The 13,939-nt window shown below is 41.1% G+C and carries 11 protein-coding genes and 1 pseudogene; 6 read left to right on the plus strand and 6 right to left on the minus strand.

The features are described 5' to 3' along the window. Positions 1-237: 237 nt before the first annotated feature. From PUQ00_RS28225 to PUQ00_RS28235, 3 genes are all read right to left on the minus strand, one after another. Positions 238-2,157, minus strand: coding sequence for an iron uptake porin (locus PUQ00_RS28225; protein ID WP_300422814.1), 1,920 nt, complete (start codon positions 2,155-2,157; stop codon positions 238-240). A gap of 449 nt (positions 2,158-2,606) precedes the next feature. Then, positions 2,607-3,119, minus strand: coding sequence for a hypothetical protein (locus PUQ00_RS28230; RefSeq protein WP_300422792.1), 513 nt, complete (start codon positions 3,117-3,119; stop codon positions 2,607-2,609). A gap of 225 nt (positions 3,120-3,344) precedes the next feature. Continuing rightward, positions 3,345-4,283, minus strand: coding sequence for a ferritin-like domain-containing protein (locus PUQ00_RS28235; RefSeq protein ID WP_300422794.1), 939 nt, complete (start codon positions 4,281-4,283; stop codon positions 3,345-3,347). A gap of 272 nt (positions 4,284-4,555) precedes the next feature. Between PUQ00_RS28235 and PUQ00_RS28240 the strand changes: the two genes are divergently transcribed. From PUQ00_RS28240 to PUQ00_RS28255, 4 genes are all read left to right on the plus strand, one after another. Beyond that, complete coding sequence (locus PUQ00_RS28240) at positions 4,556-4,792, plus strand: hypothetical protein (protein WP_300422795.1); 237 nt, start codon at positions 4,556-4,558, stop codon at positions 4,790-4,792. Next, the gene (locus PUQ00_RS28245; protein WP_300422796.1) at positions 4,792-4,992 is read left to right on the plus strand and encodes a putative toxin-antitoxin system toxin component, PIN family; all 201 of its coding nucleotides are present in this window, start codon (positions 4,792-4,794) and stop codon (positions 4,990-4,992) included. Before PUQ00_RS28240 ends, PUQ00_RS28245 begins: the two co-directional genes overlap by 1 nt. Before the next feature lie 460 nt (positions 4,993-5,452). Further along, on the plus strand, positions 5,453-6,109 hold the full coding sequence (locus tag PUQ00_RS28250; protein ID WP_300422798.1) for a DUF2301 domain-containing membrane protein: 657 nt from the start codon (positions 5,453-5,455) through the stop codon (positions 6,107-6,109). Continuing rightward, entirely contained in the window at positions 6,109-6,798 is a 690-nt protein-coding gene (locus PUQ00_RS28255; protein WP_300422800.1) for an ElyC/SanA/YdcF family protein, read from the plus strand. Before PUQ00_RS28250 ends, PUQ00_RS28255 begins: the two co-directional genes overlap by 1 nt. Positions 6,799-7,089: 291 nt before the next feature. On the opposite strand, the gene PUQ00_RS28260 is transcribed toward PUQ00_RS28255, so the two are convergent. Further along, the gene (locus PUQ00_RS28260; RefSeq protein WP_300422802.1) at positions 7,090-7,653 is read right to left on the minus strand and encodes a hypothetical protein; all 564 of its coding nucleotides are present in this window, start codon (positions 7,651-7,653) and stop codon (positions 7,090-7,092) included. A gap of 273 nt (positions 7,654-7,926) precedes the next feature. On the opposite strand from PUQ00_RS28260, the pseudogene PUQ00_RS28265 reads away from it, so the two are divergent. Next, positions 7,927-8,940: pseudogene (locus PUQ00_RS28265) on the plus strand (transposase). Positions 8,941-9,104: 164 nt separating this feature from the next. Here the strand turns inward: PUQ00_RS28265 and PUQ00_RS28270 are convergent. Next, complete coding sequence (locus tag PUQ00_RS28270) at positions 9,105-10,289, minus strand: alpha/beta hydrolase (protein ID WP_300422803.1); 1,185 nt, start codon at positions 10,287-10,289, stop codon at positions 9,105-9,107. A gap of 267 nt (positions 10,290-10,556) precedes the next feature. Here PUQ00_RS28270 and dprA point away from each other — a divergent pair, with 267 nt between their 5' ends. Continuing rightward, positions 10,557-11,675 carry a DNA-processing protein DprA gene (gene dprA, locus PUQ00_RS28275; RefSeq protein WP_300422805.1) on the plus strand — a complete coding sequence of 373 codons (1,119 nt, stop codon included), beginning with the start codon at positions 10,557-10,559 and terminating at the stop codon, positions 11,673-11,675. Positions 11,676-11,878: 203 nt separating this feature from the next. Here the strand turns inward: dprA and PUQ00_RS28280 are convergent. Next, a partial coding sequence (locus PUQ00_RS28280) for a Calx-beta domain-containing protein (RefSeq protein ID WP_300422807.1) occupies positions 11,879-13,939 on the minus strand: 2,061 nt, incomplete at its 5' end.

Here is a 13,939-nt window from a genome sequence, read left to right on the forward strand (position 1 = left end):
TTTGACTTTGCCACTCTTCAGATGTACGGAGCTTGTTCAAAACTCAAATAGGATTCCTATATATCTCGGTTAGTGGGTTTAGATTCTACAAACCTTGGTGGGGTTCAGCATCGAGTAAAGATTTTTTTGTCACGATACTAGTCAAAGAGGGCAATATTTTTCTTACTGTGAACTTTGTTATGCAATCTCAAAATCCCCCAATTTATTGGGGGATTTTGACTGCCTACTCCCAATTTCTTAAAATGTAAAAGTAGTCCGAAGTACACCTACAGTCGTAGTTTCATTGTTACTGTTACCTTCTGGGTTAAAGAGAACAAACGCACCAGGGGTAATGCTGATATTATCGCTAACTTGAAAGCGGTAATAGGCTTCTAAATGGTAAGGAGTCGCCCGATTGTCGCCTGTGGGTGTAAGTTGAGCAGAACCACCAGCATCAGTACGGTAAAGCGGCTGACCAAAAAGAATCCCGGCAGTGTTTCCTGACTTGAATAAATCTCTGAAGTGAACTCCCGCCATCCAACTTGTAAAGGTGGTGGAAGCATTAACGCTATTTGAAGCAGCATCAACAAATATTGCTGCACCGTAGCCAGATAATGCTATTTTGGGAGACAATCGCCATGTTATCGTACCGCCAACAGAGTTGAGTGTGAGCGGTGTTCCAGCTGCAACCCCTGCTAAAGCACCGATATCACTACTAACTAATCCTGTAGCCAAAATATTGATTTCGTGATAACTGTGGGCATAGTTTAAACCAATATCCAGAGCAGGACTTGGCTTGAAGGTTAACTGTGTGGCAATAATACTACTACCACTAAATAAACCTCCTCCCAAAGGTGTAGTAGAAACTCCTGGTAGTGCCTCAGTCGCAGATTTTTCGGGTAAATTGGCATTTACACTGCCGTATAAAGCTCTTAAATCCAAATTTGGCGAAATATTAAAAATAAATCCCGCCGCCGATGCTAAACCAGTACCCGAAGTCCCACCAGAAACCCGTAGCACAGGATTCAAGCCGGCAAAACGAGAAATTGACTCTTGTCCTTCACCATAAAAAGGCGTAATTGCTGGGAAAGCATCTGATGTTTCCGCCGCAGTTCCCGCAAACAAGGTTAATTTATTTGCGACGGGAAAGATATACAGCAATTTGTAAAGCTGAATACTGTTTGCGCCAACAGTCGACAAAGTATTGACATTTAACCCCGGAAATTGCGGCTCAAAACTGGTACGAGCGCTACTTGCACTTAAAAGTGGCGCAGCTAATCCTAAACTTTGTTGCAGGCTACCCTGTCCATCGACTCCACCCAAAAAGTTATAGGCTTGCAATCCAGTAATTAATGAATCTTTACCAGTAAAGCTAGTGGTGAGATTTAACCGCACTCTATTGACTAGGATGATGTTCGGGTCACTCCGATTAGGAGCGCCACCGCTAGCACCAACACCAGCTATAATTACCTCTCCATTAAGTTTAGTAGTCGTAGAAAACTGATTTGCTTCTAGTTGTGCTGTGCGAGCTTCTACAGCATCTACTCGACCCCGCAATGTTGCCAATTCCGGCACAAATTCTTCTTGTAGTTTCTGCAAGGTGGCTAAATCTTCTTTCTTGACCAAATCACCAGTTGCAGTCGCAATCAGTTCGTTGATTCGCTCTAAACAAGCATTTAAGCCAGCAGCAAATTCATAGCGAGTCATCGCCCGATTACCGCGATAGGTTTGATTGGGATAACCTGCGATACAACCATAGCGCTCGACTAAAGATTGGAGTGCCTGAAAAGCCCAATCGGTTGGCTGTACATCAGACAATTGCGATACGGATGTTACTTGTGCAAGTTTGTATGAGGTTGGAAATGAACTTGCAGCTTGTGGTATGATTGGCTGCCAAAGCTTAATAGCAGAATCTACTCCTAAATCTGGAATTTTTTGCTGTTCATTGACTGAGGAGAAACTTTTTTTGTTCTCATTAGCTATCAGCAATTTATTGGAGACATTATTTGCTAAATCACTTTGATGAAAATCATTTTCTTGATAGCTGCCTTCATCTTGATTAACAGCTACGTTTTTATCTGCAATTTCTAAACTAGGAAGGGCTTGCACAGGTGATAACCCGGCAATTAAACATAAAAATCCCATCCCACTAGCAAAAGCTAGTAGATATTTTCCCATCATAACTCCCAACACCTACAAAATAGTGGAAAAATTAATTGCGATTTTCAAATTGATTGATAAGTAAATTTAAAGTAGATTTATAAAAAAATCTGATTAACTTTAAATTTTGGATATCAGAAATTTTTTCTGAATTGACTTACCAGAATCTCAGCTTATCTCGCAAGTATTAAATTATAGTAAATACTATTTTGGGAAATAATTAACAACAAATGATATTGGTAGTTATTATAATTACTATTGACAAAATAATAATTACATAAGTCTACTTTTGTGATATCGAATATAGTATTGAGCCGACATCCGCGACTCAATATCTACCAAAGAATAATTTACTCAAAAAAAATTAAGAGGCTGCGATCGCTGCTCAATTTGGGTACAAGGCTAAGATCGGCAAGAAAACAGCATATTTTAGTCCACGATTTTTCTGATTGAGATACTTCAAGAATTCAATCCCACCAATAGGCAACAACCACCGCATCACAATCTTGGTGAACATCCTCACCCCATAGCCCTCCTTCCAATCTAGTTCTCAGTCGGCGTTTAAGCCGCAAACCATAGTCTTCATTCGTGCCGTCACTTACCTCTACTGAGTCAGCTCGCCACTTTTTGCCCAAGTCTAAAAGCTCTGACACTTTTGTATCTTGGTTTTCTGTCAGGATGTATAGCGTATCGGCAGGATAAGCGATGAAATGGATGATGCTGGTTTCAGGCATGGGACGATAGTTTGCCATTGCAAGCAGGGTATCAACCAGACCAGCAAAACTTAAACCGTTTTCATCTGGTGCAAAGATTGGTTTTGTGAACAGAAAGCTTGCCCATAAATTCTTATGGTTGCAAAGGTCAGTAATCACTTCTTCGCCATCAAACTCATTGAACCGACGCTGCCAAACCAAAGCAGCAAAGAGTTCTTGAGGAGAATAGGATTGAGCAATCGATTGAATTTTGGCTAAGTCAAGCATTGCATTTACGGGAAGTAGTATTTTTAACAAAACATTTGTAACTACCCTTGCAGTTTATTTACCCAGTGGCTGCTATTCTTATAGCTACTTCGGTCTGTCATAGCAGATAGATTATCCTCGATAATGTTTTTTATTTATTAGCGCTCATATACCTCGTGGTAATGTGGGTGCTTTTACTTTATCCCCTGATGGCAAAAACTGTCCGGTTTAATTTTTAGGCGATGTCTAATCAGTAATTCCAAATAAATCTTGCAAATACTCTGGTGTTAGACTATTGTTCCAACTCCACAGACGACGCATTGTGTAAGTGAAGGTGAAGAGGAGAGTTGTTTTGTTGGTTAATGACCAAGCATTCCAGTTGAGGGTAGCCATCATCCGGCGTAGGGTACGCATGAGGTTGTTACGCTGATAGTTCTGCGATCGCGTTTTGATTAGCGTGCGTCCAATTCGCATCAACCCAGTATCAGGGAAAGCCCAGACCCCAAACCCCCAGAATTTGGTCATGTGGTTGATTTCATCCTGTGCTAGTTCCTCTAAAACATCCTGGAGTGCGCCAGTGGTGTGAACCATCAACCAAATATAAAGACAGGTAGCACCGTATTCTGTGGCAATGCGGTGTAAGCCGTGGCGATATAAATCTTCGTTGGTGTCATCTGTGGGGAGATAGCTTCTAACAGTACGAAGTTTTGGGGTAATTTTCTCGCCTGTTAATTGGGTGTAGATTTTGATTAATGCTGGTGTGTGCTGACGTTCTTCCTTTTCCCACAAACTAAGTTCCAGGAGTTGGCCATCTTCACCGACTGTTCCACCAACAAACCGAGCCATCTGAGGATGCAATTTTTCCAAATACTGCCGACTTGTTTGGGTATAGCCGCGAATCGGGGCTTCTGTATCCATCGCACCGATCAATATAGATAAAAATACCTCTGCGTCTAAACCGATAATTTGATTGCGGTTAATCGTCTGCCAGTCAATGGGTTTCCAGGGACGCGGTTGGGGATTGGCAAACTGCATCGATAAATCTTGCAGACGTTCATGTAGTTTTTCGACTGCAACATATTTATCTATGAGGGAATGAATGCGGCGCTGTGTTTGCAAGTAATCAGGACTAGGATAGCTTTTACCTGCTAAGTCTTCTGCAAGTGGGCTGAGGGTGTTAAGCATCTTTTTTATACTTAAATTTTATCTCTATGCCCAATAGCCTAAGCGATGCCTACGGCTGGCTACGCCTACGCACTTTGTTTTGTCAGTCGGCTGAAGTCGGCAGTTTTATATGATGGAGTTGCAAAAGTCGGGGAAAAAGTTGGTTATAGAAAATTTGGGTTTTAAATCTCGCCCTTCTAAGACAACTTTACAAAGTTAGAAGAGAGAATTACAGAGAATGTAGCGAAATTGTTAGAACAAGGGTAGATAAAAGTTGATTAACATGATAAATCATGAACGTTTATAAAAGATATATCATCATTCCAGATCCAAAGCAGTTAGTATTATCTGATTTACGATTTAAAGCAGGACAGAGAATTGAGGTGATTGTTTTTACAGACGATAATCAAAGGGTTACTTTAGCACAAAAATCAAAAAAGTTATTCAAAGAAATACAAGCGATACACGCAGATAATCCTTTGACTGATGAAGAAATAGCAGCAGAAATTGAAGCTTATAGACTGGGATAATGAAAGTTATTATTGATACTAATATCGTAGTCTCTGCTGCTATAGCTGATAAAAATCCAGAGAGTGTAATTTTATTTTTGATTGCTAATTCTGCTTTTGAGTGGGTTGTATCGGCAGAGATTATCGCAGAGTATAAAGAAGTTTTAAAGCGTCCTCGTTTAAAATTAACTGAGGCACAATACGAAAGATGGGTTTATTGATCTGCGATTGCATTTCCCAAAAAACAGCGATCGTATTTCATCCATTCCAGCAACAAACGATGTCTCTTAACTCGCCCTTCCTGATTTTCCCTTAGCTAAAACGTTGAGAGCGATCGCTCTCGACTTAAGTAGCAAGTATGCCGCCGATTATTTTGGATGTAGATCGGTATTACTGTTTTCTGGAATTGGATCATGACCAACACAGAAAGCTAAGTATTAAATTATACATTTTTTGTATTGGCAATCGCTATCGACTTAAGTGGAAATTATTTTTTCAAGCTAGCGCACATCTTCAACAAAGAGCGATATCTGACGACAAACCGAGGAAGCTTCTACACTTTTGCAAAAGAATTTCGGGATTTGTCACACTAAGTTCGTCTGATTGCCGATAATAATAAAAGTAACCCTTCAGCAATTTCCCGTTGTACTCTATTAGGAAATCCTAACTATATTTTTAACCATGACTACGCAAACACTATCTTCACCAGAAGTTTATCAAGGTCAGTTTGGGGAATTTACAATTACTCAGAGCGATCGCACTGGCGTAATTATCTACCGCGCTGGGTTAATGGTAGCAGCACTGAGCTTTGCCATAGGCAGCGCTTTGGTTTTGCTCAACAATAACCCGACTGTTTTTACCGCCCTTACACCTCTATATGCTTGTTTTAGTCTCGCTCTCGGTGTAAGTTTATTTACGATTCATATCTACATGGCATCACTGCACCGAGTGTTGCAAGTTTTTTGGGCCATCGGTAGTATAGCATCAGTGATTCTGGCAATCTCTAGTAGTAAACCTTTGGCTCTCACTGTTTACAATCAGCCTATTACCTTATTTGGAGTTGGTTTTATCTTCGTTGCTTTGACAGGTATTTATTTTAAAGAGGCTTTTTGCTTCAATCGCCTGGAAACCAAAGTATTAACCCTAACAGTACCGCTACTGTTGTTAGGACATTTGGTGGGAGTTTTACCAACTCAGGGGGAAAGTGTTTTATTAGGAATTTGGGCGACGTTGTTTTTGGTGTTTGCGCTCCGAAAGACAGTGCAAGCAATTCCTGCTGATATTGGAGATAAGTCTGTCTTTACCTACTTGAAAGAGCAACGTTTAGCTAAGATTTAATGCAGACCAAAAATCGTCGGCGTCAAAATTTTCCCAAAATAAAACTAATAAAACGCCAAGAAATGTGGACACTTACGGGTCAGGGGTGGGCGATTGCGATCGCTTTGATTGCTTATTTGATATTTTTCACTATTACTCATATACACTCATTTCTGGCCGTAACTTCCCCGATCAAATCAGCAGAAGTATTAGTTGTGGAAGGATGGCTACCAGATTACGCTATAGAAGAAGCTTTGACTGAATTTAAAAACGGTTCTTATCGTCAAATAATTAGTACGGGAGGTACATTAGGAAAAGGAAGTTATCTGACCGGATACGATAATTTTGCAGACGTGTCAGCCGCTACCTTCATCAAACTCGGTTTACAAGCAGAAAAAGTGGTAGCTGTTCCAACACCTTTCGTGGTTAAGGATCGTAGTTATGCATCTGCTGCTGAATTTCATCGCTGGCTATCCAATTCAAATTTACAGGTAGAATCAATTAATCTTTTTTCTTTGGATGTTCATACCCGTAGGAGTTGGCTAATTTTCAAAAAATTATTGAATCCTGATATCAAAGTTGGTGTGATTGCTGCCAAAACGCAAGATTACGAACCAGAGAAATGGTGGGCTTCTAGCCAAGGCGTGCGGACAATTCTTGATGAAGCCATCGCTTATATTTATGCGCGGTTTTTGAATTGGAAAGCCTAAAGTTGATAAGTTGTAATTCGTAATACTCGCCTTCTCTACGAAACCAGAGGCGAATGGCCAGAAGCAAGCTACGTAATTCGTAATTTCGAGTTACAAACTACGAATTATGTTGGTTCCTAACTACTTACAGCAGTTTTCAATTGCTTGAAGTACAGCAATTCGTAGGGGCACACAGATGTGCGTCACTAGCTTGTACCTCATTCATAGAGGCGTAGCGGCTTTTGATTAAACGCTTAATCTGCCTGTTTTCTAGCCACTCGTTCTCAAGGCTGCTTGTGATGCAACCTCAAATTAAAAGATGGGAGTTATATTCCATTGAGCAGGACTATCGCCTTGCGGACTATTAACATGGATAGTCACGGTATCTGGATATGCTGCATCAGGAGAACAGTTATTGCATCTTGATAAATATTTTCCAGTATCTGCCTTAAGAGTATACTTACCATTATCCAGCAATTCGGGAGTAAATTGGGCATATGGTAGTAAAGGATTTGTAACATGAAATGTGGCAAAATCTGGATACGCGCCTCCAACAATGCAGTTACGACATCTTGCTAAATATTTACCAGTGTCTGCTTTGAAAGCAATTTTACCATAACCTACATTGACAACCTCAAATTGAGCGTAAGGCTTATCAGCGGTTGGTTTGTCGATATGTACTGTAGCTGTATCAGGGAAATTACCCGTAACCTGTTGACAATTTCTACAGCGAGAAAGCCATTTTCCTGTATCAGCTTGCAAAGCAACTTTGTAGTTTAGGTCATTTGTTTTGGCAATTACAGGATGACTAAAAAAGTGAAAGCTACCAATAATCAACAGTATTGTGGCTAGTACCACTGGAATCATTTTTTTCATGGTCTTACTTTATTTCATTACTAAGATGACCAGAAATTAGTATACAGCAGTTTGCAAGCAAGTAAGGTCGAAAATGCAAGACTCAAAATCACATACATATAGGACTTACGCAACTGGCACAGTGCGATCACATTATTATAGTATACATGTACTATATCAAGTGGTATACTCAGAGGACATTGCTGAAATTAGTAACAGTAATCGGCTGTGTTAAGTATTTATCAAATCATGAGAAAATTAGCTGAGGATGCATAAAATAAATCCTGTAGCTTTATGAGATTTACTAAACTTAACTATTGCCAGTACTTGTTAAGTAGCCAGATTAATTATACGCTGACAAATTTGGCAGAGCATTTAGAGCAGATCAGTGATGATAAAATCAACCGTTATTTAAAGAACGAAAAATTAACACCTCGCATTCTTTGGCATAACGTAAAAGATTTAATATAAATAAATGATAACGCCTACTTAATTTTTGATGACACAGTAATTGATAAACGATACGCTATTGAAATAGAGCCAAGTAAACGCCAATATAGTGGCAACGAGCATGGTGTAATTCAAGGGATTGGGCTAGTAAATTGTGTATATGTAAATGATGAAATCGGAAATTTTTGGGTAGTTGACTATCGCATTTATGACCCAGATAGAGATGGAAAAACAAAGATAGACCATGTGATGGAGATGCTGCAAAACCTTGTGTATAATAAGGTTTTACCATTCCAAGCTGTCTTGATGGACACTTGGTATGCGACAAATAAATTAATGTTATATATTGATGGATTAGGCAAGTACTATTATTGTCCTCTGAAACGTAATCGACTTGTTGATGATACATCGGGTCAAGAAGATTATCAAAAAATTGAATTGTTATCTTGGGATAAAGAGGAGTTGAAATCAGGTAAAATAGTTAAAATAAAAAAGTTCGCTCAAGCTAAAAAAGTGAAACTGTTCCGGGTAACTGTCTCCACCGACAGAACGGATTTTATCGCTATAAACGATTTATCTCAAGACTCTACGGACGTTGCGCAAAAAGTGTGTAAGGTTCGATGGAAGGTTGAGCAGTTTCACCGAGAATTAAAACAATTGACTGGCATTGAATCATGTAAATGTCGTAAGGGTCGTATTCAAAGAAATCATATTGCCTGCGCTATTTTAGTCTGGCTTAGGCTCAAAGATTTAGCTTATAAAACAGGTCAAACAATCTATCAAATTAAGTATGGATTGCTATCAAATTATTTAGTTCAGCAACTAAAACGTCCGAATGTTCCCATGTTTATCGCCTAGTTGTTTGGCGCGGGGCGCGGTGTAGCCGCGCCATTGCTTGTGACAGTTGCGTAAGTCCTGACATATACAGAGTTTCTGCCCTGTTTCAAAACCTGTAACTTTGTACTTCATGCAAAGTTAATGGCTCTTTGGGGTGCTTTTACGACAATTTAACGGACATCATATTACTTACCGAGAATTTGTAATAATGCTTGTCGATAAATTTTTAGACCCTCTGCATTCAGATGATCGCCGTCACTGGTCAAATTTTCTTTGAGAACATTATTTTCATACAAGGGTGCTAGTCCTGCGGCTGCAACTGGCACTTTTTCAATTTCACCAACTTGATTAATCAGAGTATTAATTTGTTCAACTTTAGAAAGTGGGGCTGATACAGTTGGATCTAAGCTGGCTGCAACTGTTGAATAAAAAGCCGGAATCAGAAAAATCTCTTTATTTCCCATTGTGCGAACAAGTGCGATCGCCTCTTGCAGGTTTTTGCTAAATAATTCATCACTAATTCCATACCAAGCATCATTTCCACCTATGGCAATAATCGCTTTTTCGCATTTCACCTTCGTAGGAATTAAACTTTTCAGTTGTTCTAGTAATGAGATTGTACTCAGACCATTTAACCCAAAATTAAAAGTACCACTCCCAAGGGTATTACCAAGTTCAGCCGAAATAGAATCGCCAAATAAACAACCTGAGAACTGTTTACCTTGGGCAGCAAATGTCTGATATTGCAGTGCAATTTGTCCTAAAGGTGAAGAACTTATATTGTCTTTCGGCGGCGCATCAGCAGAACCAGAAGATGAATTTGCCATGCCAATTAGCTTCTGAATTTTTGACACGTCAACAACTAGTTGATTACTGGGATAGGCTTCTAGAAAGCTGACTAATCCTAGACCTTCTGGTGATTTTGCTCCTAAGATAATCGCAGCTCGTAGCGCTTGTGTACTGCCTTGATCTGGACGAGCGATCGCGGAGCGTGTCGGAAAGATAGTCGCTTGGGAAGCAAAAGATAAAATTTGCTTGCCCATCCCTGTATTTACCAGCTTGTCTAAAGCCGCAATATCAAGAGACATTTTCACCTGAAGAGTATCTTGGAACTTCTGTTTATCCTTAGCGCTGAGATAACCTAAGAAAGATTGCAGATCGGCAGAAACCTTTTTCGTCTCGGCATAGTTGCGTATATCTGCCACCGGGATCGATTGCTCAAACAATCCGTACCTGAAAACAATCTTTTCGGCGGCCCAACTTGGCAACAAACCAAGACAACTATTCAGCAGTAAAAATATTAAGCACCCAGATAGGCATATTAAAAGACGATAGAAATATTTCATCACAGATGATGGTCGAATAGTCACGTCGCTTCACTCCGAATTCAAAATTCATGCATTACAATCCCCATACTTCCACAAGCTCAGTAACCATAAATAAATTTAGTTGCTCTATATCCTTTTGTTTGTCGGTCAATGGTCAATGGTCAATGGTCAAGAGTCAAGAGTCAATATTTAATAGTTAAAGGCTTAATCCTCATTTTTCAAGAAACTCCCTGACTCCCACTCCCCCTTTATATCAACACCTAACCGCAATTTGGGAATACTTAATCCAGTAGGCGTGAGGATGGAACCGTGGTAGAAGAAGGAGCATATTGGCTAGCTTGGACGCAAATTTCTGGAATTGGGCCGGTATTATTGCGACGGCTGCAACAGCGTTTTGGTACACTGGCAACGGCTTGGAACGCTACCAAGGTACAGTTGGGAGAAGTAGAGGGTTTTGGTTTTCAGACACTAGAAAAAGTAGTACAACAGCGATCGCGTTTGCACCCAGAACAACTATTCATCAAGCACCAGCAGGAAAATTCCCATTTCTGGACACCAGCAGATGCCGATTATCCCCGCTTACTGCTGGAAACTCCAAGTCCACCGCCTATTTTATACTATCGCGGTGAAGTCCAACTCCAAGAAAATCTCGGACAAAAACCGATGGTTGGGATTGTCGGAACACGCCAACCCTCAGAATACGGCATCCGTTGGACTCGCCAAATTAGTACAGCTTTGGCTAAAAATGGCTTTACAGTTGTTTCTGGGATGGCAGAGGGAATTGACACAGAAAGCCACATCGCCGCCATCAAAGCCGGTGGACGCACGATCGCAGTTTTAGGAACTGGTGTAGATGTCATTTATCCACATAAAAATCGGGATCTGTACAAGCAAATTTTGACAGCGGGGTTAGTCGTGAGTGAGTACCCCACAAAAACCCCACCGGATCGCACTCACTTTCCCCGTCGCAATCGAATTATTGCTGGCTTAAGCCGCGCCATCCTAGTAATGGAAGCGCCGTTAAAATCTGGTGCTTTAATAACGGCTACCTACGCAAATGAATTTGGCAGAGATGTCTATGCACTGCCTGGAAGACTGGACGATCATCCATCCCAAGGGTGTTTAAAGCTACTGAGTCAAGGAGCTTCTTTCATCCTCAAGGAACTAGATGAACTCTTAACCATGCTAGGAGCAATACCACAAATTGATGGAGTCGAGGCTTCTACAGCAGCAGAACAGTTAAGTTTGCCAACTTTATCGCCAGAATTGCAAACGATAATGAATGCGTTTTCTTGTGAGGCTTTACCCTTCGATTTTATTGTCCAACAAACCGGCATGGCTGCTGGCTCAGTTTCCGGTGCATTGTTACAGTTGGAACTTATGGGTTTAGTTTCGCAACTGCCAGGAATGCGGTATCAAAAATACTAGAACACCAATTCAGTAATCAAAAACCTAACCCCCTTGCCTTGTAGAGAAGGGCAGGGTGGTTTCATCCAAGCAGAGAAAAAGTTTCAAAGCCTCTCCCCCCGTGGCTACGGTGTACACATAAGTCTTTGAGAGTTACAAAGTCCCCTCTGGGCGTCGGACAGGAGTTGGGGGAGAGGTTGTTCCAAGATTAGTGAATGGATGCTCTAGGCAACCAGACTGAAATTGCTACTACTCAGAGTAATATCAGGATTCCCTAAACTGGCAAACTCAAACACACTTCCTGCACCCAGAACATCACCATCCTGATTATAAAATAAGCTGCCACTACTTTGACTAAAGACAATATGGGCATTACTGGCATTGATAAACTGATCATCACTGACAACTGCAAAGTCAGTTAAAGCCTGTCCCACTGTATTAGTAACAGTATTAAAGGTAGTTTTACTCAGCACAATCTGGTCTTGTCCTGCTTTAAACTCGCTGATGTAATCAACACCTAAAGTTGTGCTAAATACACCATTGCTTTGGAACAGATATTTATCATTACCAGTTCCTCCTGTAAGAATATCATTACCATTACCTCCTTGAAGGGTGTCATTTCCCTCTAGCCCTTGCAACTGGTCATTTCCGTCACCGCCAATCAAGATGTTATTCAGTGTATTACCAGTGAGACGGTCATTCCCTGTACCACCCGTGGCGTTTTCAATCACATTGTTGGCAGAGATAATGAGCTTGAGATTGCTATTAACCGTTTGCGATGAGGTTGCTCCCACATTTACGTTTACGGAAACTGTAGTACCACTAAAGTCAATCGTATCAGTACCACCTGTTGTGGTTTCTGTAATTGTGTCCGTTCCCAAGGCAGTAGTAGCTAGAAAAGAATAGGTATCATTTCCAGCACCACCGGAGAGGATATTATTGGCACTATTACCTTTAAGAATATTATTGCCTGCATTACCTGTACCATTGATTGCTGCTGTTCCTGTGAGGGTGAGATTTTCTACATTGGTTGGCAAAGTGGTGGTAACGGAAGCAGTCAGGGTATCGGTGATCGTTGTGGTGACGTTTGCTGTTGTGGCAAGACTGGCATTGGTGGGAGACTTCAGGGTTAAAGTAAAAGTTTCATTTGCTTCATTTAGGGAATCATTGAGAATGGGAATATTGATGACTTTACTAGTGTCACCTGGGTTGAAAGTTAGAGTTCCCGTGGTGCTGGTATAGTCTACCCCTGCTGTAGCTGTACCGTTAGCAGTGGCATATTGAACAGTAATAGTTTGAGCGCTGGCGTTGGAGAGACTAACAGTATAAGTAGCGTTTTGCGGACTGGTGTTACCTTCGACTATCGTCTGGTTATTACTGAGGTTGATGTTGATGGACGACGAAGAATCATCATTAGTAATGGTTCCGGTGACGGCTGTTGTAGTGCCGATGGTGTAACCAGTGCCTGTTGCTAGAGTTAAAATAACAGTTTCATTACTTTCAAAGGTCGTGTCTGCTGTTGGGTTAATGGTGAGAGTTACCGTACTTGCACCAGTTGCGAAGGTAATAGTTCCTGTGGTTCCCGTGAAACTTGCGGCACCACTTTGGCTGTAGTCGGTGTTCAAGGTGGCTGTGCCGCCTACGCTATAGTTTACGATTAAAGCATTGGTGGTGTTACCTGTTCTGGTGAAGATGTAAACTAGCTTGGTAGTTCCATCTTCAGTGACGCTATTTGAGGATAGGGCAAGGGTAATGTTAGACGGTAATGGCTTATAGACAAAGTAAGTGCCAGTTCGACTCAAGCCTGTTTGATTTTTAATAATGGCAATGAGTTCATCAGGTTCGCTTCCGGGTTTGTCGATTAATATTTGAGTATCTGCACCGGAAATAGCTAGAAGATAATTACTGCTTGTTCCCCCAAGTTGAATAACGTCCTCTTCAGCAGCGTTAAAGTCAGCAATTTCGGCATAGTCACTATTTCCACTGGTTGCACTATTCCCGTCATCGTAACCAATCCAAGTGGAATCGCCCAAAATAAACCGATCTGCTCCAGTTCCCCCTGTTAAATAGTCTTGTTCGCCTCGTCCAGGGTTAGAACTGGTAGGCTGTACACCTATAAGGGTATCGTTGCCAGCACCGCCATAGAGTCCACCGTAGCGACTTGCTCCTCCTAAATATCCTAAATAGGTAGATTGATTGTCATTGCCTGTGCCACCAATGAGTGAGTCATTGCCATCATCCCCATAGAGTCCATCACTTCCGGCGCCGCCATTGAGGGTGTCATT

It is taken from the genome of Nostoc sp. S13, from assembly GCF_029379315.1.
Lineage (GTDB): Bacteria > Cyanobacteriota > Cyanobacteriia > Cyanobacteriales > Nostocaceae > Nostoc.